The following is a 24,004-nucleotide window of genomic DNA, read 5'->3' as shown; positions in this document are numbered from 1 at the left end:
AGGGACGCCTGTGTAAGCGAACGATGAATCACAACCCGCAGTTATTTTCCTGTAGTCTGTCGCAGGTGATTACAGTTGCTCAGGATGTGCGGCACTCATGGCTTCGGCGAACCATCATCTCGCCCGTGGTGCGACTGCTTCGTCGAGGAGCCTCGCCCAAACGCCTGGCATGGAGCCTGACGATCGGTTTCATCATCGGCATTAATCCTGTGATCGGTTCCACGACGGTGCTGACCATCGCTGTTTCGCACCTGTTCCGCCTGAACCATCCCGCATCACAGCTTGGCACCCACAGCGCCTATCCGTTTCAGATTCTCTTGCTGTTGCCTTTTCTTCAGGCAGGCTCGCTGGTGTTTGGCATGGGACCGCTGCCGCTGCAACCAGCAGAAATACTGCAGATGGTGAAAACGCATCCGCTGGATCTGCTGCGCACACTGTGGACATGGGAGTGGCATGCGCTGGTCCTGTGGGCCGTCATGGCCGTTGTCTTAACTCCAGCGCTAGCAGCGTTGCTGACGCGCATTCTGGAACGCGCCGCACGCAAGCCTCGCATGGCGCATTAGCGTCAGCTACACCACGATGGGAATGCGACTGATCCCCGCAAGACCAAAGACCTGGCGATAATGTTCGACCAGTTCCGGCGGACCGCTTGCTTTCTCGTAGTTGTCAGAAAGCTTCACGGATGGGAATCCGTTTGCAGATGTGAGTTTGCAGACAAGTGAGATGGGTTCCAAAGCATCTTCACTGCGTGGATGGCAGTCGCGAAAATCATTCGTTAACAATGTTCCCCAACCAGCAGAGAAACGGATGCGCCGCTCTGGACGCCACTTGCGTGTATCGAGGAAATCCGCTGCGCTGCGGAAGTCGCGCACACTGACGCCGGGCGCGACGATTCCAGAGAAATACGCATGAAGGCTAAGGATGGTCTGCACATCCAGACCATCGCTTGCAATCAGCAACTTTGTCTTGGGGTCTTTCCCGCGCGATGCAAGCCATGTGATGTACTCATCACCCGCCACGAACGGGTCCTTCGAATCGACACGCTGGCCGGTCCAGTCCGCCACCCAGTCTGGCGCATGTTGCAGGAACTGCGTGGTGCCATACGTATCCGGCAACATCACACGCAACGCGCCGTGATACGTCTGCTGCCACAACTCCAGGATGCGGTATTGCGATGCCTTCAGTTCTTCATCGTTTGTGGCAACCGCTGCAAGCGCCATCGGCAATTCATGCGCGTTGGTGCCGATGGCTTCCATGTCGTGTTTGTAAGCAAGGAACGTATTGCTGGTGCCGGTGAAGGCCGCCCCCAGTTCGGAATGCATCGCCTCCACCACAAACTCCTGCCACAGGAAGGAATGGCGACGGCGTGTTCCAAAGTCTGCCACAGCCAGGCCCGGGACATTGCGCAGTTGTTCGATCTTGCCCCAGAGACGCGTCTTTGCGCGTGCGTAAAGGATGTCGAGTTCAAACTCGCTCATGCCCTTCAACGCCGCACGCGTCTTCAACTCGTTGAGGATGGAGAGCGCATAGATCTCCCACATGGTCACGCTGATCCATGAACCTTCAAAGCTCAGTTCAAACTGACCATCACGTTCGGACAGGTGATAGTCGCAGAGCGCGAAGTCCTTCTCGAGCCATTCGAGAAATGCAGGCTCAAAGATGCCGCGTGTTCCATAAAATGTGTTGCCCGCAAGCCAGATCATTTCGCTCTTGCGATAGCGCAGCTTCTTCACATGATCCAACTGCGCGATCACAGCCTCGCGCGGAATCATCTCGGCCAGGCGGAATTTGTGATTGCGATTGTGCAGGCTGAAGGTCACCCGCGTATCGCGAAAATGCTTCCAGATGAACTGCAGCATCAGCAGCTTGTAGAAATCCGTATCGAGCAGCGAACGCACGATGGGGTCCAGGTCCCAGTTATGGTTATGCGCACGCTCAGAGAAGTTAATGATCATGGCTGTCCTTATGAGGGTAGCAAGCGCAGAAGGGTCGCAAAATCAGAACGAAAATATTTTGACAAGGATGCTTGACATGACAAGCATCCTTTACGTAAAGTTTACTTGTCATCAGGGATCGGCCGCTCTGATGTATCGAGTGAAGGAGAAAACACAATGATGTTCTGTTCTGGAAACACGAATCCTGCGAAGCGTCGCTATCAGCAAGGCACGTTCGGGGTAATGATGTCATATGTCGGCCTGGTCATGTCATCGCGCATCATGGTGAACCACTGGCATCCCAAGGGATGGCATCTGTTCCTGGCCGCTGCCCTGCCAACCATTCCCATTCTCTGCCTTGCGTACATTGTGGCGCGTTACTTGAAGGACGAGAAAGATGAGTATCAACGCGACATGATTGTGCGCAGTCTGCTGTCGGCTACGGGTGTGGCGCTTTCACTCTCCGTTTTTTCCGGCTTTCTGCGCAGCTATGGCGTGGATACACAACTGCCGACGTTTACGGAATTCATTGCCTTCTGGATCACGGTTGGCCTGGTGCAGGGCTTTCATTCCATGACGAACCGCGGAGCAGAAGATGAATAATCGTCTCCGCGATTTACGAGCGGAACGTGGGTGGTCGCAGGCGTATCTTGCCGAGCAGCTTGAGGTATCGCGGCAGAGTGTGAACGCTATTGAAACCGGCAAATATGACCCGTCGCTCCCGCTGGCCTTCCGCATTGCCAAGCTTTTCGGTTTGACCATCGAAAAAATCTTTACCGTCGACTAATCCACCAACTCTTTTCCGGCATCGCTCCTGCGGCAGTCGCAATAACTGCACGCCAGCCCCCTACTGTCTTCAAAACATATTTTCTGAAGGACAACACATCATGAACACACCATTCCGTTTTCACAACTACGCGCTTCCGCTTGCACTGATTCTTGGCGCACTCATGCTCCTCACTCGGCCGTCACAGCACGCGCCACATGAGCGTGCGCATACATCCTGTACGACGAGCCAAAGTCAGTCGCTACCGCTCTAAAAATTCCGGTAAGAAACAAGCAGCACACGGTACGGCTGGGTGCGGGTCTACTATCGACACCAGGAAGTTTTTCCGAAAGGGGTTCTTTCCCATGCCGTACCGTATCTCTCGCCGTGGATTTGGAAAACTCGCAGGTCTTTTTGCAGCCGCATCCGCTTCTCCTCTCCGCCTCTTCGCGGACATGGGACAGCCACAACACACAGCACATGCTGCAGGGCTTCAGTTTCCCAAGGGATTTCTGTGGGGGTCCGCAACTGCTTCGTATCAGGTGGAAGGTGCGGTCAACGAAGATGGCCGCGGCCCCAGCATCTGGGACACCTTCAGCCATACGCCCGGGAAGACGCATAACGGCGATACGGGCGACGTGTCGACCGACAGCTACCATCGCTACCCCGAAGACATTGCCCTGATGAAAGACCTTGGCCTGAAGACATGCCGGTTTTCCATTGCGTGGTCACGCATCTACCCCACCGGTAGCGGGCAGGTAAATCAAAAGGGTGTCGATCACTATCGCAAGTTCTGCGAAGCGCTGCATGCCGCAGGCATTGAACCATATTGCACGCTGTATCACTGGGACCTGCCGCAGGCGCTGGAAGACAAAGGCGGATGGCGCAACCATGACACCGCGAAACTCTTCGCGGATTATGCGGGTTACACCGCGGGCAAACTCAGCGATCTCTGCTCAAACTTCATGACCATGAATGAGATTTGGACGTTTGTAGAGCTCGGTTATGGAAATGGTGTCCATGCGCCCGGATTGAAATTGTCGCGTGGCGAACTGGCGCAGGTACGACATCATGCAGTGCTGGGGCATGGATTGTCTGTCGGAGCGGTGCGGGCAGCAGCGCCGAAGGCAAAGGTGGGCGCGGCAGAAAATCTGCAGGCAATTGTGCCCGTATACGACGCCCCCGAACATGTAGCTGCCGCGCGCAAGGCAATGGTGGAGCAGAACGCCGGATATCTAACCGTGATGCGTACCGGCAAATACACCGATCATTACCTGAAGACGTTGGGTGCCGACGCTCCGAAGTTCACTCCGGATGAGATGAAAGCCATTGGCTCACCGCTAGACTTTCAGGGGTTGAATATCTACACGCCAACGTATGCACGCGCCGTGAACAATGAAGTTGGCTTCGACATTGTCGGTGCTCCGGCTTCATATCCGCACATGGAAAGCCCGTGGCTTACGATTGGCCCCGATGCACTGTACTGGGCACCGAAGCTGGTACACGAAGCATTCGGCGTCAATGAAATCTACATTACGGAAAACGGCTGCTCTTCTGCTGACGTGGTCGCAGGCGATGGCCACGTCTATGACACGGATCGCGTAATGTATCTGCGCAACTACCTGATGCATCTGCAACGTGCTGTCAGCGAAGGTATTCCAGTGAAGGGTTACTTCCTGTGGAGTCTGCTGGATAACTACGAGTGGGCCGATGGTTATGACAAACGCTTTGGCATTACTTATGTTGATTTCAAGACACAGAAGCGGACGCCGAAACTAAGCAGCGATTTCTATAAGAATGTAATTGCTAAAAACGCGCTATAAGTTATCCGGTAATCGCGTGATCGGCGGGAAGATCATCTCCCGCCCACACCTTCTTCTGTGTCCACGGAGCATCCGCATCGGACCAGAAGGGATGTGTATGCGGCAGGCCTAACGGCAGCCACGCGGCGCTGCACAGATACAAACTGCCGGTGGAGATATAGGTTTCGCCGAGTGATGGCTGATGGCCTGCAAGGCCGATCTGCAGCCAGCCTTTGCTATCGAATGTACCTGCAGCGTCCAGCGTCCGATGCTGCACAGCGGTAAGCGCTCCACGTACCTGCGCGGGTTTTACGTGTTCGTCCAACAAGCCACGCAATGAAGCATCTGCAAGCAACTGGAATGCGCCTGCGCGATAGGTGATGGAACGGCCCAGCACCGGGAAAGTTCCGTCCAGGCCGATCATGCGTTCCTGGATCGCTGCATAGCGTGTGGCGTGTTTTTCAATCTCCGGTCGCATGGATTTCCATGCAGCGGCTTCATCACCCAACACCTGCATCAACATCAGCAGATAGGGCTGCATCACGTAGCTGTTGTAGTTGTCCGCATGGAAGTCCGGACCGTCACCATAAAGGCCGTCGCCCTTGTACCAGCTATGCAGCGAATTAAGCGCGTAGGCTATGCGCATCTTGTCGTAATCGGCTCCAAGACGGAAGAGCAGCGCTTCATCCATTGCAGAGAACAGCACCCAGTTGTTCAGGCCGGTCAGCACCTTGCGTTCCGCGATCATTGCTGCGATGAGTTGTTGCTTCGTCTTCGGCGTCATCATGTCAATGAGTTGCTTGGGTGCGCGCAACATGGCAAGTGCGAGGAAGGATGCGTCCACAACTGTTTGCGATGAGTCGCCGAAGCGCATGTAATCCGGCGATGCGGGATCGACCGCGGATGCAATGGCTTCCTTTGCCATCATTCGATAACGATCGCGAAGTTTCGTTTCGCGTGTGCTTTCACCCGGTGCAGGACCGAGTTCCAGCCAGGGTGCGAGGCCCATCATCAATCGCCCCAGTGCTTCAAGATGTGTGCCGATAGCGCGTTCTGCTTCGTGACCCGCAACGGCTTCCACTGGCATGGTCTTGCGTAGTTCACGGCGGGACAGCGCTTGCAGAACAGGCTCAGAAACTTTCTCGACCCAGTTGAGCCATTGCTCTCGTGTGTTGGCTGCGCTGCCGGCATTGGGTACGCTCTGTGCGTGGGCAAATGCTGGTGCGATGGCGGCAAGTGTGGCGTTTCCGAGAAAGTTACGACGATTCATCTTTGGGCTGTTGTCCTCGTGTGCAGCATCCTACCGCGTGATGCCAGGTTCCCGCACATACACCCGTTGTTCTCATTCAAAATTGCAGGCCGTTGAAACGAAAGCGGGTCCTTCGGCTGCGCTGCGCTTCGCTCAGGATGACGGATCTTAATGGGCGAAGATGCGGTGAAAATCAAGGTCGATTTTCTACTCACGAAATCTTCACAAAACCCGCGTCCCGACTGGTGAAAACGCGATACACTGGTAGACGTTATGTCAACGAAACAGGAACTCCTTCAGAACCCGATCCAGCACATCGACATCAAGCAGCATGACGTTGTCGCACTGGTTGATGCCATGAACCATATGGCGTACTCTTCCCGCGACCTTGCACGCGCTGCAACGATCTACGACATGATGCTGCGCGATACCGAGTGCGGCGTCATTCTGTGCCTTGCCGGATCGCTGATCTCGGCGGGCCTGAAGCAGGTCATCATCGACCTGCTGCGCAACAACATGGTGGACGCGATTGTCTCCACCGGCGCAAACATCGTCGACCAGGACTTCTTTGAAGCCCTCGGCTTCAAGCACTACGTGGCCGGCGAAGAGTACAAGTACGGCGCGGGCGATGCCGAACTGCGCGAGATGATGATCGACCGCATCTATGACACGTTCATCGATGAGGAAGAGTTGCGCATCTGCGATGAGACGACCGAGAAGATCATCAACGGCATGAAGCCGGGTGTGTACTCCTCGCGTGAGTTCATCAAGGAAATGGGCAAGTACCTGGCTGAGAATGGCCGGACGCCCAAGAACGGCAACGAAGATTCGATCGTTCTGGCGGCGTATGAGCTGAACGTGCCGATCTTCTGCCCCGCATTCTCTGATTGCTCGTTTGGCTTCGGCATTGTGGCGCACCAGCACGCGCGCCAGGGCAAGCCGATGAGCTCCATTGACAGCGGCAAGGACTTCTACGAGCTGACCCAGCTGAAGATTCAGAACCCGACCACGGGCCTGCTGATGATCGGCGGCGGCGTGCCGAAGAATTTTGCGCAGGACATTGTGGTGGCTGCGGACATCCTGGGCGTGGAAGCATCCATGCACAAGTACGCTATCCAGATCACGGTTGCCGACGCTCGTGACGGCGCTCTCTCCGGCTCGACCCTGAAGGAAGCTTCTTCGTGGGGCAAGGTCGACCTGACCTGGGAGCAGATGGTGTACAGCGAGGCGACGATTGCCCTGCCGCTGATCGCCGGTTATGCATACCACAAGAAGGCCTTCGCAGCCCGCACGGGCAAGGCCTTCGCGCAGGTGCTGGAGCCGGTCACGGCGTAAGAGCATCCCAACCGGAAAATATCGAACGGCGGTCCTTCGGGGCCGCCGTTCTACTTGCTTCCAAGTTCCCGTATTGCTACTCACCACACAAGAAGCGTTCGGAATCCCACAGAAGCTGCATGACGCGCGCCTCCCGGCAGCCGTAAGATTGTCTTCGACGATGCATCGCATTCTTCTGATCGACGACGAAGACGATATCCGGGAGGTCGCCTCGCTCACATTGGAGGCAACAGCAGGCTGGCAGGTGATCGCAGCGAATTCCGGGGCTGACGGCATTCGCATAGCACTGGCCGAAAAGCCGGAAGCCATCCTGATGGATGTGATGATGCCCGAGATGGACGGCCCGACGACCTTCCGCAAAATGCAGAAAATCCCCGAGCTGGCAAATATCCCTGTCATCTTTCTGACGGCCAAGGTACAGGGTGTGGACCAGCGGCGATTTTCCGACCTGGGCGTGGCCGCGGTCTTGTTTAAACCCTTCGATCCTATGACGCTGGCACAGCAGATAGCCGATGTGCTGCACTGGGACACGCTAGCCGCGTAAGCCATGGCAGAAGCCCCCCTTCAGACGGCACTGGCCGCGATTTGGAAAAAGAACCAGCCGCAGACACGCGAGCGCTTGGCCGTGCTTCAGCGTGCTGCGAAACAACTCAGCACAACCGGAGCCATTGAGGACGATCTGCGAGCAGACGCCGCTACCACAGCCCATAAAATGGCCGGATCTTTGGGCATGTTCGGGTTGCACAGCGCTACGGAAGCCGCGCGTGGGATTGAGCACTCACTGGATAAAGATGGCCCGCTGCAGCCGGAACGCTTGCGGGAACAGGTGGACGCATTGACAGCGCTCCTTGGCCCGCACCTGGGCGATGGCGCAGGATCATAAAAATAATGAAGCCACCTCTATCACTTTCGTGCTAATCCTACTGGCATGATTCTTCATGCTTTGCTGGTATGGCTGTTGAGTGCGGTATCGCTGGTGGTTGCGGCGTACCTCCTTCCTTCGGTGGAGATCGATTCTTTTGGCACGGCGCTGATTGCAGCCGTACTGATCGGCCTGCTGAACGCAACGCTGGGTTTCCTGATTCGCGTCATGGCGTTTCCCATCACGTGGCTACTCCCCGGCTTGATGTACCTGATCTGCGATGCCATCATGATCTACATCGTGGCGCGGTTTGTGCGAGGGTTTGTCGTGAAGAACTTTACGGCAGCGTTTCTCTGCGCACTGATCGTTGCCATTGTGAACGTTCTTCTTTCCTACATCGTGTAATGGCGGGCGGGGGCACGGTAGACTCGGTTCTATGAAGGCTGTTGGCTACCACACCCCCCTCCCCATCGACGACCCGGACGCATTGCTGGACATTGAACTGGAGATGCCCACGGTGCGTGACCGTGACCTGTTGGTGGAGGTCCGGGCCATCTCCGTGAACCCCGTCGACACCAAGCAGCGCAAAAGCGCGAAGCCCGACTCCGGCAAGGAGTACAAGGTGCTGGGCTGGGATTGTGCCGGCGTGGTGGTAGGCACGGGCAAGCTGTCCTCCATGTTCAAAAAGGGCGATGAGGTCTACTACTCCGGTTGCATCGCGCGTCAGGGTGCCAACGCCCAGTTTCATTCCGTGGATGAACGCATCGTCGCGATCAAACCGAAGAGGTTGAGCTTCGCAGAGGCAGCAGCACTTCCACTGACTTCGCTCACAGCCTGGGAGATTTTGTTTGATCGCTTTGGCGTAGAGCAGCGGCGCATTGGCTATGGCGCACCGCGCAAGGGTTCCATCCTGATCATTGGCGCGGCGGGTGGCGTAGGTTCCATGCTGATGCAGATTGCATCGCACATGACGCCGCTGACAGTCGTCGCAACGGCATCGCGCCCGGAGACTACGGAGTGGTGCCGCCAGATGGGCGCGGATTACGTCATCGACCATCACCGTGACATCCGCACCCAGATGCAGGAGCTGGGATTGGGTGAGGTGGAGTACATTGCTCTGCTTTCCGCCACTGACACGCACTATCCCGGCATTGCAGAACTGCTTGCGCCGCAGGGCAAGATTGCCATCATTGACGACCCGCAGAAGCCCGTGGATGCGCGACCGTTGAAGCGCAAGAGCGGCACCATCTGCTGGGAGTTCATGTTCACGCGCAGCTATTACGAAACGCCAGACATCCTTCGCCAGCATGATTCGCTAACAGAAGTCAGCAAACTGATGGACCTGGGCACGCTGAAGACGACCATGACGCAGAGCTATGGCACGATCAATGCGCAGAACCTGAAGATGGCGCACGCATGGATTGAGAGTGGACGTTCCATTGGCAAGATCGTGCTGGAAGGCTGGGAGTAATGCCGAACAGACGTGTGCCGCTGTTTGATCCAGCGGTACAGCCATCGTCATGGAACCAGCGCATCGCCGCGAATGAGTTCGCCGTACATTACTCCAGCTTTCCGAACGACTATACCGGCGCACCATACTGCGATGTGTTTGCCACCGCTGCTGAAGCGGAAGCCTACGCGCACGATTATGTGAACGATCATCCGCAGGTTCGTTGCCGCGTATATGACGCGCACGGTATGGTGGGCGCACCGTTGTTTGAAGTTGCGGGTAAGTCGTACAAGGGCGAAAGCAATCTGAGCCACTTCCGCCGCTGGGTCGGCAGTGTGCTTTTTGTGTTGGGAACCATCCTGTTCTCCGTTGACGTCTTTCAGGACTACCGCTTGTTGTGGCCTTCCACGATCGGCTCTCGCCTGGCGATTCCCGGCGCACTGCTGCTGGTCACAGAAGGACTCGTGGTGCTGACGGCGCGGCACAACGCAAAAAAGAAGGCCGCGGCAACGGCGTAAGCGCGCATGAATCCTCTTCTTGTTTCCATGTTGGTGGTGCTATCCACAACGCTGTTCTGCGGATGGATTGCGCGCAGGCTGGGACAGGCAAGTGTGATTGGCGAAATGACCGGCGGCATTCTGCTGGGGCCAACGTTGCTCGGTCGCCTGATGCCCTCCGCGTGGCATACGCTCTTCACACCAGCGACGCTCAGCGCGTTTGATGTGCTCAGCACGCTTGGGCTGGTGCTGTATCTCTTCCTGATTGGCAGTTCACTGGACTATAGCCACATGCATCAGCAGAAGAAGACCGCTGCTGCCGCCGGGCTTGCCAGTCTGCTATTGCCGTTCGCACTTGGCGTCGCAGTGGCAAAGCCAACAATGGCGCGCTTCCCCACATCAGCAGCGCTGCTGCCGTTCACATTGTTCCTTGGCATCTCGCTAAGCATCACGGCGTTTCCTGTGTTGGCCAGAATTCTGGAAGAGCGCGGACTCACATCGACACCCCTCGGTGTAACCGCGCTGATGTGCGCAGCCGCCGACGATGTATGTGCGTGGATGTTGCTGGCAGTGGCGATGTCTATCCTGCCACACAACGGCAGCGCACTTTCCATGCTACTGCGACTGATGTTGTTCGCCGCATATCTGCTGATGATGTTTGTGGTGACGCGCTTCGCACGCGACATCGCAAACCGCTATCGTGAACACTCGCTTCCTGCATCGGTCGTTGCAGGCTCAGTATTAGTGGCATTGCTCTCGGCTGCAACGACTGACGCGCTCGGACTCCATTCACTATTTGGTGCGTTCATTGCAGGCCTTGCGTTTCCACGCATTCCAAAGTGGCAGAAGACACTGAACGACTCGCTTCAAGTGCCGGTCACATCGCTGCTGCTGCCGTTCTTCTTCGCACTGACAGGGCTTCGCACGCGGCTGGATCTATTACAAGGCAGCGGTGTGCTCCCCTGGACGCTGCTGCTTTTGCTTCTCGCTGTTATTGGCAAGATTGGCGGCGGTGTCATTGCCGCGCGACCGTTGGGTGAATCATGGCGCAACTCCTTTGCACTTGGCACCATGTTGAATACACGCGGCCTCGTAGAGTTGATCGTGCTGAACATCGCTTATACGCAGGGCGTGTTCGGTCCGGCGTTGTTTGCGGCGCTGGTCGTCGTTGCTCTGATAACCACCATCATGACTTCGCCGCTGCTGACGTTGCTGCGCATTGGCAACCACGGCAGCGCTGCTTAGCCCTGCGTCATCTCTTTTGCATAGACCTGATGCGTCACACTGGGCAACTCCTCGCCCTTGTGCAGATCGCGCACGCATTGCAACACGGCAAAGTCCGCAGTAGTCATACGTTCGCGGCTGCGCAGATACTCCAGCCAGCTTTCCATTACAAAGCTTTCTTCCAGCCGTTCTGCATTGTTGCCATCGCGAAACACAGCCCACCGAATCGCACCGGTACGAAGACGTACTTCGCGTAGTTTATGGATGCGGGCAACGAACTCGTTGTAGTTCTCCACGTCCACGGTGTAATCCACAAGAATGCGGACCGGGCCATCTTCCGGCGCGGGTTCCAGTTCCAGATGTGGCACAGGACGTTTGAAGTGATACGGCGTCAGGTCCGGCAGACTGCCGCGCAACACATGCAATCGCAGCGTGACAGGCATGGCGACCGCAATCAGTACAGCCGCGCTGGCCATCGAAGCAGTCACGCTGCTGTGTTCCGCAACATAGCCCCATACAAACGAACCCAGCGCCAGGCCACCCTGAAAGATCATCTGATACATGCCCAGCGCACGAGCCTGCACCCATCCCGGCGACGACAACTGCACACCGGTATTCAACGTGGCCATCGTGCACGTCCACGCGAAACCGCCGCCGATGAGGAAAAGAATATCCAGCGTGACGGAATGGATGAACGCCAATACCAGCAGCGTAGCCAGAAACTGCACGCTGGCTACTGCAAGCACGCGGTCCGCAGTAAACTTCGCACGTATGCGCGGCAATGCAACAGCCGCCAACACTGCGCCCAGCCCCATCGAACCGTTCAACACACCATAGCCCGTAGCGCCGGAGATGTAATGACTATGCGTAAATTCACGCGCCGCAATCAACGAGAGCAGTGACCACACCGCAGCAGCAGAAAAGGTGAACAGGAATGCCCGCAAAAAAATCGCCTGCAACACCGGCGCATAACGCAGATAGCGCAGCCCCGTGCCAACCGAACCGAAGATGCGTTCCGCCGGCAGAGCGCTTTTAAACAGCGGCTTGCGCTTCCACTTGTAAAGCACCCAGATGACCGCTGCGAAGGAGCCTGCATTCAGCGCAAACACCCATCCTGCACCGGTGCTGGCCTTCACAAACAGCGCCACCATAAGGCCGCCCATCGCAGGACCAACCGCACGTGCAAGATTGTTGCTGGCAGAAGCAAGCGAGACGGCGTTCGGCAATTCCTCGCGCGGCACCAGTTCCGGCACAATCGCCTGCCATGCCGGACTGTTCATGGCAGCACCCACGTTCATCAGAAACGTAAGCGACAGTAGAGCCATAGGCCCGATGACACCAAAGAGCGCCATCACCGCCATCAAAAAGACGGCGATCATCTGCCACGTCTGCCAGAAGATCAACAACCGGCGACGCTCGAAAATATCTGCCGTGGCTCCTGCAAACAAGCCAAGCATCAGCACCGGCAGACTCGCCGCGGTCTGCATGGACGCAATCAGCAACGGTGAGCCTGTGAGCGCCGTCATCAGCCATGTGGCCGCCGTATCCTGCATCCATGTGCCCACGTTGGACACGGTGGAAGCAATCCAGCGATCACGAAACAGCGGTATCTTCAGCGGGCCAAAGCCGTTGCTCTGTGCCGCACGCGGCGCTGCTACAGCAGCCGCGACAACGGGTACGGGTGACTCTTCAACAGTATCCTGACTCGCTTCTGGATTCATGCTCTCTCTTTGCTAGATGCAGAATGCAGCACTCGCGCTACGTTGCACAATGCAAAAGGCCGGGCGTCTGCCCGGCCCTTTCACCACCAGATAACGCACTACTTCTTCGCCTTGCCCAGCGCCAGTTCAATGAGCGCCTTCTCTTCCAGGTCATGCGCCTTGGCCGAACCGGTTGCCGGTGTGGCCGCGGCGGAACGCGATACACGCAGCACACGACGGTTACCCGCCGTTCGCTTCAGCAATGGATACGCATACGTCAGCGGTCCCATGTTTGCAGGCTCTTCCTGCACCCACACGACTTCTTCCGCATTGGGATACATCTCCAAAGCTTTCGCCAATGCTTCTTCAGGCCAGGGATAGAGCTGTTCCACAAACACAATGGCTGTGGAATAGTCGCCGCGCTTGGCGCGCTCCACACGCAGGTTGTGGCCAATCTTGCCGGAACAGACCAGGATGCGATACGGGTCCTTTGCCTCAGTATCCGCAAGCACTGTCTGAAACTTCTCCGCACCAAAGTCTGCAATGGGCGACACCGCATCCGGGTGGCGCAGCATCGACTTCGGCGTGAACACAATGAGAGGCTTGCGATACTCGCTCATCGCCTGGCGACGCAGCAGATGGAAGTACTGCGCAGCATTCGAAGGCTGCGCAACATACATGTTGTCCGTTGCACAAAGCTGGAGATAGCGCTCAATGCGCGCGGACGAATGTTCTGGCCCCTGGCCTTCATAGCCATGTGGCAACAGCAACACCACGCCGCTCAGCAGTCCCCACTTCGCTTCGCCTGCTGCAATGAACTGGTCCATGATGATCTGTGCGCCATTGGCGAAGTCACCGAACTGCGCCTCCCACAGCACCAGCGTCTCCGGATAGTCACGCGCATAGCCATACTCAAAGCCAAGTACAGCGGCTTCGCTCAGCATGGAGTTATACGCTTCAAAGCGGCCTTGATTATCGCTGATGTTTTGCAGCGGCGACCATCGCTTCTCCGTCTCGGTATCCGTGAAGAAGCTGTGGCGCTGATTGAACGTACCGCGCTGCGAATCCTGACCAGAGAGACGCACAGGCGTTCCCTTCTCCAGAAGCGATGCGTAAGCCAAAAGCTCAGCCGTACCGTAGTCAAATGGCTTGGCGCCATTGCCCATCTCTTCGCGCTGCTTCAGCAGAGCCTTGATCTTGGGATGGACGTTGAAGCCTTCCGGTGTCTTCACCAGAAGCTGCGTCAGGCGAGTAATCTCCGTCGCGGGAAGCCCGGTCTTCGTAGGTTCATCCGCGGGCAGATAACCGCCCTTGTAGTTGTCCCAGTATTTCGGCAGCGACGACAGATGCGGCACATGCTGCGCCTGCTTGCCCTCTGCCTGATCCGCAAGAAACTTCTCGCTGATCTGCTTGATCTCTGCCGTAGCATCCACACCAATGCGCGTTGCATAGCTCTTGTAGAGCACCGGCGTTTCCTTGATCTTCGCGTAACGGCGCGGCTGCGTGACCGTCGGATCATCCACCTCGGAATGTCCATGACGACGATAGCCGATGAGATCGACGACAACATCCGAAGCAAACGTCGAGCGATACTCTGCAGCAATTGCGGCCACGCGCACCACCGCATCCGGGTCTTCCGCGTTCACATGGAAGATGGGAATCGGCAGACGCTTCGCCATGTCCGTGGCAAAGCGCGACGAGTTCGATTCCTGCGGCTCCGCCGTGAATCCAAGCAGGTTGTTGACGACGATCTGAATCGTGCCACCCACGGTGTAACCACCGATAGTGGCAAGATCAAGCGTCTCCGCCCAGATGCCCTGTCCCGCAAACGCCGCATCGCCATGAATGATGATAGGCAACACCTGCTTCGGGCCGTCGTCACCAATACGAACTTCACGCGCACGCGCCCGGCCCATGATAACGGGGTCAACCGCCTCAAGATGCGAGGGGTTCGACGCCAGATGCAGGTCAATCGTCTTGCCCGTCGGCGAGGTGTACGTCCCCGTTGCGCCCTGGTGATACTTCACATCGCCGCCACCCAGGTGGCTGCGTGGATCAACGTCTTCAAACTTGGTAAAGATATCGGCGGCGCTGCGCCCCACCGTGTTCACCATCACGTTCAAACGACCGCGATGGTTCATGGCAAACACGCAGAGATTCACGCCCAGTTCTGACGACACCTCAAAGGTGCGATCAAGATACGGAACAAGTGCCGTCAGACCCTCCAGCGAGAATCGCTTCGTCCCCAGGTAGCGCTGTTGAATGGTCTGTTCGAAGATGTCCGACTTAATGAGCTGCGTCAGCGTCTTCGCCTGTTGCTGAGGCGTCTCAACGTACTTCTGCTCCATCTTCTTCTGGAGCCAGTCACGCTTCTCCGGCGACGCAATGTGCGAGAACTCCAGCGCGATGTTGCCGCAGTAATAACGCCGCGCCTCTTCCGCAATGGCGTCAGAGCCTTCCGGCAGATCAATGGGGAACGGTTCCTGCGGCAGGTACTGCTTCAAGGGGTCAAGCGTCGCCTGCAGATAGCCCCACCGGCGGAAAATTTCAAATACTTCTGTCCGCAACTGCGGATTACCGCTGTCCTGTTCCTGTGTTGCCACCGCTGTCGCCTGCTTCCCGTTCGCCTTCGCCCTGGTTGCCATGCATCCTCGATTTCGTGCCTATAAGGATAGACCTTCCAAACGACGGCTGGGGAGGTGGCATTGTGCGGTTTACGGTATTAATGTTCGATATTCGCACATTAGACAAGAATTTAGGCTCAATGAAATTGAGGTGTATGGATCCATTCGTTGAACCCCATCCACATACCCCAAAATGACGCGTTTACTGCCTTTTTCTAGACAGAATCGGCATGAAAACCATAGGTTTCGTAGCGCGTGGTCAGCTTGCCATCTTTCACGGTGCAGACCGTGAAGCCTTCCGGCGTTCCTTCGTGAATCCCCTTCCACCAGTTGCCGGAAACGGCACCACCCGTAATGTAGGAAATACCGTTGAACTCCACGCGTTCATTGACGTGAGTATGCCCCTGCAACACACCAATGACGTTGTGCTTCGCCAGCAGCGGAAGAATCTCATACGTGTTGGAAACAGACAGACTGTTGTGTACCGGCGGCGTCGCAGGAGGCGCTGAATACTGCCCGTATGCAGTGATCAGTGGAATGTGCGAGACAAGGATCACTGGCGTCGTCGCGGACACCTTTGCCAGATCGGCACGCAGCCACTGCAACTGCCCTTCATCCAGAAATCCAAAGTATGTGCGCTCCGGCAAAAAGCCGACGGAATCCAGAATGATGAAGTGAACGCCTTTGTAATTGAAGCTCTGATAGCGTGGGCCAATCTTATCTTCAAAGTAGCTCTTGCCATAGTTCGGATCGGTCAGATCAAGGCCGCTTTTTGGAAAGAGTCCAATCACATCATGGTTGCCCATCGTGTGATAAACCTTCAGCCCCAACTGCTGTTCCGTCTCGCCGTACAGATGAAACAACTCCTGCGAACGTGAGAGCGGCACAGCGAGTCCATCGAAGATGTGATCGCCGCCCTGGATCGCAAAGTCTGCATGCAGGGTTCGTGCCTTCTTGAAAGCCATGGCACATCCCTCGGTAGCATGCAGCTCCGGCTGAATGTGTGTATCCGTCAGGTACAGAAAGCTGAAATCCTCCGCAGCAGCAGGCGACATGGCAAACGAAGGCAACGACGATGCGGCAACTCCAGCCGCAGTAAGCGAGAGGAAACGACGACGATCAAGAATCGGCATGTGCGGAGTCTACCTGCCGTCGATGAACTTTCTGAAAAGAAAGAATTCCATCGGTGGGATTTGCTCTGCACCTGTCATATGCCGATTTGCGCCGTGTGCTGCCGACTATGTCGATGGCATAATCCGGCGTGTCTTGCGCAAAGACTTTTGTCTCTATGGCTGGCTATCCTGACTGCCGGTTATTGTTGGATTATTTGCCGTTTATTTACGGTATTTTGTTTTCTTTCCTCTGCCCAAAACAACACAACAGGCAACGAACAAAACACAAACATATACGCTGCCTGCGATCCCCCTTTTTGAGGACCTTGATGCGATCTCATCCATTTTTTCGGAACCCCGTTCTATACGCTTCGCTTGTTCCTCTTTTTTCCATCGCAGCACTTGCTCAAGGCGGCAGTGCTGTTCTAAGCGGTACAGTCACCGATGCAAGTGGTGCATCCGTACCAAACGCGCACGTGACCGCCACCAACGTAGATACGAACCTGGTGCTGAATGCCGATTCCAATAGCTCCGGCCTCTATCGCTTTCCCACGATCCCTCCCGGACGTTATGTCATCTCCACGAACGTAAAAGGCTTTCAGAAATTCCAGCAGACAGGCGTTGTACTGACCGTCAGCCAACAGGCCACGATCGACATTGGCCTGCGCGTGGGCAGCGAGTCTGAGACGGTGAACGTGACCGCCGGCGCACCGCTGATGAATACCACCAATGCCGAAGTCAGCAACACCGTGGGCGAACACGCTATCCGCGAACTGCCCTTGAATGGCCGCGATCCTTCGAGCCTTGTACTGCTGTCGCCTGGTGTGGTGAACGTGTTGAACACAGGCGCAGGCACGCTGCAGGGTGAAACCACGTTCCCCAATGAAAGCGGCGCGTCCGCAGGTGGCGGACGTCAGGGCAGCACACTGTATCTTCTGGACGGTGTTCCGAACATGGACACCTACATGGCGCTTTCTGCACCTACGCCGAATGCCGATGCCACCAGCGAATTTCGCGTCATCTCCAACAACTTCGACGCGCACTATGGTTTCTCGCCGGGCGCAGTCGTTTCTATCGACACCAAGAGCGGCACCAATGCTCTGCATGGCGGCGCGTTTGAGTTCCTGCGCAACAACGCGCTGAACTCCGCGGACTACTTCTCCAAACAGGTCGACTCGCTGAAGCGTAATCAGTTCGGCGGCTTCCTCGGTGGTCCCGTCATCAAGGACCGCCTCTTCGTCTTCGGCAACTACCAAGGCACTCGTCAATCCACCACATCCACCGCGAACAGCACGAACACGCCCACAGCCGCTATGTTGAATGGCGACTTCTCCGCCTATCCCAAAACGTTGACCGGCGGCTTCGTCAACAACCGCATCGATCCTTCGCTGTTCAATCCCGCCGCAGTGCAGATCACAAAGACGGCTCTGCCACTGGGCCAGGATCCTGCCAGCGGTCTGGTGTATTACACCGTTCCCAAGACGATTGAGCGATACGACGAAGGTACAGGCCGCATTGACTACACGCCGAACGACAAGCATCGCCTGACGCTGCGCAGCTTCATCCAGTACTACAACCGCAGCGAAGCCGCGACGCCGGGCAACATCCTGGCGCTGAACACCGGCAAGCAGGGCAAGTTCTTCAACGAAGTGTTGAACCACACCTGGACGGTCAGCCCCAGCTTCATCAATGCGCTGTCGTTGTTCTGGAACCAGGAGCACGTATTCAACGTGGGCCAACCGCTGGACAACACAGGCTCTCCTTTCTGCCTGTCGCGCTACATCAACGTGAATGAACCCGAAGGCACCTGCTACAGCGAAGGCTTGAATGCAAGCGGCGGCTTCAGCCTGCAGTATTCCGAATACACGGGCGAGATGCGTCGTTCGTGGGGCTTCTCGGACTTCATCACCAAGATCGTTGGCAACCACACCATCACCGCCGGCGTGGACCTGTGGCACCAGCGCGCACGCGAGCTGACGTACTATCCCGCAGCACCCATCATCAGCTTCAACGGCTATTCCACCGGCTTCGGCCTTGCGGACTTCCTGTTGGGCCGTGTCAGCACCTATACACAGGGTGCGGGTGAAATTGCCGACGTCAGCGGCAACCTGCTCGGTGTCTACGCTCAGGATCAGTTCAAGCTGCGCTCCAACATCACCGTTACCGCAGGCCTTCGCTGGGATCCGAATCTGGCTCCGCAATCGAAGGACGGCCGCGGCGCTGTGTGGAATCCGGGACAACAGAGCACTGTCTTCCCGAATGCTCCCACCGGACTTGTGTTTCCTGGCGACAACGGCGTAAGCGCTGGCCTGGCACCCAACACCTATGGCTACTTTGAACCACGCCTCGCCGTAGCATGGCAGGTCCATCCCAAGACCACTTTCCGCGCAGGCTTCGGTCTGTTCACTGCCCCGCTGCCATACTCGTCCTATAACCACGTTGCGGACGTAACACCGTTCAGCCCCACCTACACGCTGAATGAGACCGCAGCGTCACCGATCGATTTCTCCAACCCGTGGGCAAGCTACCCCGGCACAGGCGGCGTAAGTCCGTTTCCGCCGTTTGTGTATTCTGGCGGCACACCGCCCAGCAACTCCACCTTCCCTTCACCCACGTCGGTTCCCGCAGCCTTCACGCCGAAGTTCAAACTCGGCATGACACAAAGCTGGAACGCATCCGTGGAACAACAACTGGGCAACGACGTAGTGATCCATCTGGCTTACGTCGGCAGTCAGAGCTATCACCAGTCACTGATCCTGGATGCGAACCCCGGCCAGACCGCAGAAGCAGTGCGTAGCATCCGCGCCATGTCAGACTTCGGTCAGATCCTCACGATCCAGTCCATTGGCACAGCCAGCTACCACTCGCTGCAGGCACAGATTGAAAAGCGCTTCTCCCACAACTTCCAGGCGCAGTCCAGCTTCACCTGGTCCAGGAACCTCGACATTGCCTCCAGCGGCAATGCGTCGTTCACCAGCAGCATTGCGAATCCGTATGATGTCCGCTACAACCGCGGTATCTCTGACCTGAACGTGCCACTGGTTTCCGTCACGAACCTTGTCTACACCACGCCAGCGCTCCGCGGCTGGAACGGTTTCGCTCGCGGCGTGCTGGGTGAGTGGGAAATCAGCGCCATCTACACCATGCAGTCCGGCAGGCCATTCGGCATCTCGGGTGGAAGCGGCAACAACTCCGGCTCAAACGTAGGCGCCGATCGCGCGGACTATGTACCAGGCGTGCCGGTACAAACGCATCAGGGAAGCAAGGAGCAGTGGCTGAATCAGTACTTCACCACGGCCGCCTTCACCACCAACGCACCGGGCACCTTCGGCAACACCGGCAGAAACATCCTGAAGGGACCGGGCGTGAACTACAGCGATGCGGCCATCATGAAGAACTGGACCGCACGCGACCGTTACCATCTGCAATTCCGCTGGGAGCTGTTCAACGCCTTCAACCACACCAACTTCGCCAACCCCAACAACAATCCCACCAGCGGCACCTATGGCCAGATCACCGCAACCAGTACTGGTATCAGGCCACGTGTAATGCAGGCCGGATTGAAACTGACCTTCTAACGCTTCGCATCAATACAGCTTCAAGACGGGCCGGCCTTTTTCGGCCCGTCTTACTCTTCTCAGAACGTCCGCTCGGAACCTGCAGATTTCACTCACATGAGGTCATGCATGATGGCACAATGTCCATACACCTGAGACGGAGATTTCCTATCCATGAAGTCCATTTGCGTGGCCGCATGCCTGATATCGGCATGTCTTTCTGCCGTGGCCCAGCAGCCAACAGCCGCATCCCCAACGCCTTCCAAAAACGTTTCCTGTAAAGCAGACAAGGAACCTCTCAGCCCTGCGCAGATTGAGTTTGAGCAGAACGAATACAAGTCCGCGGCCGATCATTTTGTAACGGAACTCGCCGCGCATCCAGAGAAAAACTCTCTACGAGCCTGGCAAATTCGCAATCTGCTGGCACAAGGGAATGTCATAGAAGCCGCCACAAAATCCAATGCGTGGGTAGCGGAGAAGCCGGATTCAGGGCTGGCGCTAACCACCAAAGCGGAAGTGTTGATGCGGCAGGGCCAACTCCCCGAGTCCTATGCAACAGCTTCGCAGGCGCAGAAACTCGATCCCTGCAACGGGCGCGCTTATTACGTACTAAGCGAATACGAACAGATGATTGCGCTGTATGCCACGGAAAAGAAGCATGTCGATCTGGCCCACACATTGAATCCAAACGATGACGAAATCATGGCATCGTGGATCTTTCTAAAGCCGAAGGCTCAGGCCCTTGAGGAATATCGCAAGTTTGTAGAATCCAGCCCGGCCTTCACTGACAAACAGCGCACGGCAGCGAAAACTCGGCTCACCAAATACGGAGATAAACCTCACGAACCGGAATGCAAGCTGACATCCGCAACCAAAGAGGCCACGATTCCCTTTTCGGCTATCCGTTTCTCGCCCAATTCACCTCCGGCATACGGCCTTGAGATGAGCTTCAACGGGAAGAAGCGCCGTCTTGAATTGGATACAGGTGCCTCCGGTCTCACACTGACAGCAGGCGCAGCGGAGCGCCTCGGTCTGCGCGTGGAAGATACCGCCTTTCTCAGCGGCATTGGCGATGAAGGATCGCACAAAAGCAAGGTCACGCATGTGGCTTCACTGAAAATCGGCGACCTGGAATTCTCTAACTGCGCCGTTTACATCCTTCCACCACGCGATATGGAGAACGCTTCGTATGGCTTCCCGGTGGCCATGGAAGAGATTGATGGACTCATTGGCGGCGACGTCTTCCAGAAGTTTCTGCTTACACTCGACTACCCCGCGGGGGAGCTGAAAGTCTCGCAGTTGCCTGCGCGGCAGGGAGAGCAGTCTGCAGATATGTCATTGAATACCAGCGGCGGTGTCGGCTCACACTCAGGAGACGGCGTGGACGAACCACTGCGCGACCGCTACAAGAGCCCGGAAATGGCGGACTGGACGCAGTTTTATCGCATCTATCACTATCTTCTGATTCCCACGCAGTTAAACGATGGCCCCATCAAACTAATGATGACAGACACAGGTGCGCAGGAAAGCATCATTGACCCGGACGCAGCCAGAACAGTCACGAAGGTCTCCACAACAGGCCGTGTCTCCCTGGTGGGTATCTCAGGACAAACGCAAAAGAACTATCTGACGGACAAGATCGTTTTGCATTTCGGCAAGCTCTACCTGCCGCTGAACGGCATGATCTCTATCCCGACAGAGAATCTGTCAGAGGGAGCCGGTGTGGATATTTCAGGCTTCCTGGGTTTCCCCGCACTTCGGCAGATGACTCTGCAGATCGATTATCGTGATGGCCTGATCCATTTCGCCTACGATCCCAAACGCCCGGTGAATTCGAAATTCCAGAGTGATGCGTTCAGTCAGCAGTAAATACGAAAGGGATCGGAAATCCGGTCCCTTTCGCGATTGTCTGAAGAATGTTCTAGCGATCCTTCGCTGCTGCGATCTTCTCTTCTGCCACGCGAATTTCTGCGCGGGCGTAATCGAACTTCGCGGCATCGTCGCCTGCTTCGTTCCAATCCTTCTCTGCATCGGCAAGCTGCTGCTGTGCCTGGGCGGCATCGATCTCTTCCGGCTTCAGCGCCGTCTCTGCGAGAACGGTGACGCGCTCCGGAAGCACTTCGACAAAACCCCACGCAACGAAAAACTTCGCGTTGCCGGAGTTGCCGCCATGCAGCTTCACTTCGCCCGCGCCAAGTTCGGCAAGCAGCGGTGCAGCGCCGTACAGCGCTTCAATGTAGCCCGACAGAGCCGGAAGCTCAATCGCGTCTGCCGTGGTGTCAATCAGAACGCGGTCCGGCGTAACGATGCGGACTGCGAGCTGGCCGGAATGTGTAGTTGCGTCTGCCATTTATCGTTGCTCTCGTTACCTCGTTTCTCACGTTTCTCTCGTGATCGGCTCACCCAACGGGAGCACAATCAACGAGCGAAACGTGAGCAACGGTTCTTACGCGTTTGCCTTCATCTTGGCTGCGGCTTCCAGCACTTCCTCGATGCCGCCCTTCATGTAGAAGGCCTGCTCCGGCACACTGTCATGCTTGCCTTCGATGATCTCCTTGAAGGAGCGCACCGTGTCGGCCACCTTGACGTACTTGCCGGGGTTGCCGGTGAAGACTTCCGCAACGTGGAACGGCTGCGACAGGAACTTCTGCACCTTACGTGCGCGGGCAACGGTGATCTTGTCGTCTTCCGAAAGTTCGTCGATACCCAGGATGGCGATGATGTCCTGCAGATCCTTGTAGCGCTGCAGAATACCCTTCACCTGCTGCGCCACTGCGTAATGCTCTTCACCAACAACGCGCGGGGTGAGGATACGCGAGGTGGAAGCGAGCGGATCGACAGCCGGATAGATACCGATTTCCGTCAGTGCACGGTTCAACACGGTGGTCGCGTCCAAGTGGGCAAAGGTCGTCGCCGGAGCCGGATCGGTCAAATCGTCGGCGGGCACATAGATGGCCTGCACGGACGTAACGGAACCCTTCTTCGTGGACGTGATGCGCTCCTGAAGCTGGCCCATCTCGCTGGCCAGGTTCGGCTGGTAACCCACGGCGGAAGGCATACGGCCCAGCAGCGTGGAAACCTCAGAACCTGCCTGCGTGAAGCGGAAGATGTTGTCGATGAACAGCAGCACGTCCGAGCCTTCTTCATCGCGGAAGTGTTCCGCGATCGTCAGACCGGTCAGCGCCACACGCAGACGCGCTCCCGGCGGCTCGGTCATCTGGCCATAGATCAGTGCAGCCTTGCTCTTGCGCCAGTCGGTCGGGTCGATAACGCCGGACTCCTGGAATTCCATCCACAGATCGTTACCTTCGCGGGTACGCTCACCCACACCGGCAAACACGGAGAAACCACCGTGCTGCATGGCAACGTTGTTGATCAGCTCCTGAATCAGAACCGTCTTGCCCACACCGGCGCCGCCGAAGAGGCCGATCTTACCGCCCTTCAAGAAGGGCTGGATCAGGTCGACAACCTTGATGCCCGTCTCGAACATCTCTTCGCCGGTGGCCTGCTCGTCAAACGCAGGTGCCTGGCGATGGATGGGTTTGCGCAGCTCCGTCTGTACGGGGCCAAGCTGATCCACGGGCTCGCCGATCACGTTGAGCACACGGCCCAGCGTCTCGCGGCCCACGGGCACCATGATCGGGTTGCCGGTGTCGACGGCCTTCATGCCGCGAACCATGCCTTCGGTCGCTTCCATAGCAACCGTACGCACACGGCCTTCGCCCAGGTGCTGCTGTACTTCCACGATCACCGAAAGCGGCGTGGGGATATCAAAGCCTTCCGACGTGATGCGCAGCGCCTGATAGATAGGCGGCATGTGCTTCTCGTCGAACTGGATGTCAACGGCCGGGCCGCTGATCTGGATTACTCTGCCGATGTTCTCTGCCATAAG

20 protein-coding genes are annotated in these 24,004 nt (G+C 56.9%); 13 read left to right on the top strand and 7 right to left on the bottom strand.

The window, feature by feature from the left end; translation table 11 throughout:
- Window positions 1–23: 23 nt before the first annotated feature.
- Entirely contained in the window at window positions 24–563 is a 540-nt protein-coding gene (locus tag AB6729_RS15215) for a DUF2062 domain-containing protein (protein ID WP_371082481.1), read from the top strand.
- A gap of 6 nt (window positions 564–569) precedes the next feature.
- Here the strand turns inward: AB6729_RS15215 and AB6729_RS15210 are convergent, their stop codons facing one another.
- Window positions 570–1,955 carry a nicotinate phosphoribosyltransferase gene (locus AB6729_RS15210; protein ID WP_371082480.1) on the bottom strand — a complete coding sequence of 462 codons (1,386 nt, stop codon included), beginning with the start codon at window positions 1,953–1,955 and terminating at the stop codon, window positions 570–572.
- A gap of 156 nt (window positions 1,956–2,111) precedes the next feature.
- On the opposite strand from AB6729_RS15210, the gene AB6729_RS15205 reads away from it, so the two are divergent.
- The 3 genes from AB6729_RS15205 (at window position 2,112) to AB6729_RS15195 (ending at window position 4,523) form a co-directional block, all read left to right on the top strand.
- Window positions 2,112–2,537: a hypothetical protein gene (locus AB6729_RS15205; protein ID WP_371082479.1), complete on the top strand. Its 426-nt coding sequence runs from the start codon at window positions 2,112–2,114 to the stop codon at window positions 2,535–2,537.
- Window positions 2,530–2,721 carry a helix-turn-helix transcriptional regulator gene (locus AB6729_RS15200; RefSeq protein WP_371082478.1) on the top strand — a complete coding sequence of 64 codons (192 nt, stop codon included), beginning with the start codon at window positions 2,530–2,532 and terminating at the stop codon, window positions 2,719–2,721. Before AB6729_RS15205 ends, AB6729_RS15200 begins: the two co-directional genes overlap by 8 nt.
- A 344-nt stretch (window positions 2,722–3,065) precedes the next feature.
- The gene (locus AB6729_RS15195; RefSeq protein ID WP_371082477.1) at window positions 3,066–4,523 is read left to right on the top strand and encodes a GH1 family beta-glucosidase; all 1,458 of its coding nucleotides are present in this window, start codon (window positions 3,066–3,068) and stop codon (window positions 4,521–4,523) included.
- A 1-nt stretch (window position 4,524) separates the two neighbouring features.
- Here the strand turns inward: AB6729_RS15195 and AB6729_RS15190 are convergent, their stop codons facing one another.
- A complete protein-coding gene (locus tag AB6729_RS15190) occupies window positions 4,525–5,772 on the bottom strand; it encodes a DUF2264 domain-containing protein (protein WP_371082476.1) in 1,248 nt (415 codons plus the stop codon).
- A 252-nt stretch (window positions 5,773–6,024) separates the two neighbouring features.
- On the opposite strand from AB6729_RS15190, the gene AB6729_RS15185 reads away from it, so the two are divergent.
- From AB6729_RS15185 to AB6729_RS15155, 7 genes are all read left to right on the top strand, one after another.
- Entirely contained in the window at window positions 6,025–7,086 is a 1,062-nt protein-coding gene (locus AB6729_RS15185) for a deoxyhypusine synthase (protein WP_371082475.1), read from the top strand.
- Window positions 7,087–7,246: 160 nt separating this feature from the next.
- Complete coding sequence (locus AB6729_RS15180) at window positions 7,247–7,630, top strand: response regulator (protein WP_371082474.1); 384 nt, start codon at window positions 7,247–7,249, stop codon at window positions 7,628–7,630.
- 3 nt (window positions 7,631–7,633) lie between these two features.
- The gene (locus AB6729_RS15175; RefSeq protein WP_371082473.1) at window positions 7,634–7,969 is read left to right on the top strand and encodes an Hpt domain-containing protein; all 336 of its coding nucleotides are present in this window, start codon (window positions 7,634–7,636) and stop codon (window positions 7,967–7,969) included.
- A 45-nt stretch (window positions 7,970–8,014) separates the two neighbouring features.
- A complete protein-coding gene (locus AB6729_RS15170; protein ID WP_371082472.1) occupies window positions 8,015–8,353 on the top strand; it encodes a phage holin family protein in 339 nt (112 codons plus the stop codon).
- Between the two features lie 31 nt (window positions 8,354–8,384).
- Window positions 8,385–9,419 (top strand): zinc-binding alcohol dehydrogenase family protein, encoded by a 1,035-nt coding sequence (locus tag AB6729_RS15165; protein ID WP_371082471.1) that lies wholly within the window; start codon window positions 8,385–8,387, stop codon window positions 9,417–9,419.
- Entirely contained in the window at window positions 9,419–9,916 is a 498-nt protein-coding gene (locus tag AB6729_RS15160; protein WP_371082470.1) for a hypothetical protein, read from the top strand. The genes AB6729_RS15165 and AB6729_RS15160 overlap by 1 nt, the downstream gene beginning before the upstream one ends.
- 6 nt (window positions 9,917–9,922) lie before the next feature.
- A complete protein-coding gene (locus AB6729_RS15155) occupies window positions 9,923–11,140 on the top strand; it encodes a cation:proton antiporter (protein ID WP_371082469.1) in 1,218 nt (405 codons plus the stop codon).
- Here AB6729_RS15155 and AB6729_RS15150 read toward each other — a convergent pair.
- The 3 genes from AB6729_RS15150 to AB6729_RS15140 form a co-directional block, all read right to left on the bottom strand.
- On the bottom strand, window positions 11,137–12,840 hold the full coding sequence (locus AB6729_RS15150) for an MFS transporter (RefSeq protein ID WP_371082468.1): 1,704 nt from the start codon (window positions 12,838–12,840) through the stop codon (window positions 11,137–11,139). The two genes, AB6729_RS15155 and AB6729_RS15150, sit on opposite strands and share 4 nt — an antisense overlap.
- A 98-nt stretch (window positions 12,841–12,938) precedes the next feature.
- Complete coding sequence (locus AB6729_RS15145) at window positions 12,939–15,464, bottom strand: 2-oxoglutarate dehydrogenase E1 component (protein ID WP_371082467.1); 2,526 nt, start codon at window positions 15,462–15,464, stop codon at window positions 12,939–12,941.
- 194 nt (window positions 15,465–15,658) lie between these two features.
- A complete protein-coding gene (locus tag AB6729_RS15140) occupies window positions 15,659–16,576 on the bottom strand; it encodes a metallophosphoesterase (protein WP_371082466.1) in 918 nt (305 codons plus the stop codon).
- A 308-nt stretch (window positions 16,577–16,884) separates the two neighbouring features.
- Between AB6729_RS15140 and AB6729_RS15135 the strand changes: the two genes are divergently transcribed.
- Window positions 16,885–20,133 carry a carboxypeptidase regulatory-like domain-containing protein gene (locus tag AB6729_RS15135; protein ID WP_371082465.1) on the top strand — a complete coding sequence of 1,083 codons (3,249 nt, stop codon included), beginning with the start codon at window positions 16,885–16,887 and terminating at the stop codon, window positions 20,131–20,133.
- Between the two features lie 153 nt (window positions 20,134–20,286).
- Entirely contained in the window at window positions 20,287–21,981 is a 1,695-nt protein-coding gene (locus AB6729_RS15130; RefSeq protein WP_371082464.1) for an aspartyl protease family protein, read from the top strand.
- Between the two features lie 52 nt (window positions 21,982–22,033).
- On the opposite strand, the gene atpC is transcribed toward AB6729_RS15130, so the two are convergent.
- On the bottom strand, window positions 22,034–22,462 hold the full coding sequence (gene atpC / locus AB6729_RS15125) for an ATP synthase F1 subunit epsilon (RefSeq protein WP_371082463.1): 429 nt from the start codon (window positions 22,460–22,462) through the stop codon (window positions 22,034–22,036).
- Window positions 22,463–22,558: 96 nt separating this feature from the next.
- Entirely contained in the window at window positions 22,559–24,001 is a 1,443-nt protein-coding gene (atpD, locus tag AB6729_RS15120) for a F0F1 ATP synthase subunit beta (RefSeq protein ID WP_371082462.1), read from the bottom strand.
- Window positions 24,002–24,004: the final 3 nt, after the last annotated feature.

The sequence above is a fragment of the Terriglobus sp. RCC_193 genome, assembly GCF_041355105.1.
Lineage (GTDB): Bacteria > Acidobacteriota > Terriglobia > Terriglobales > Acidobacteriaceae > Terriglobus.
The sequence above is the reverse complement of the archived record's forward strand: the minus strand, read 5'-3'. Positions and strand labels throughout refer to the sequence as shown.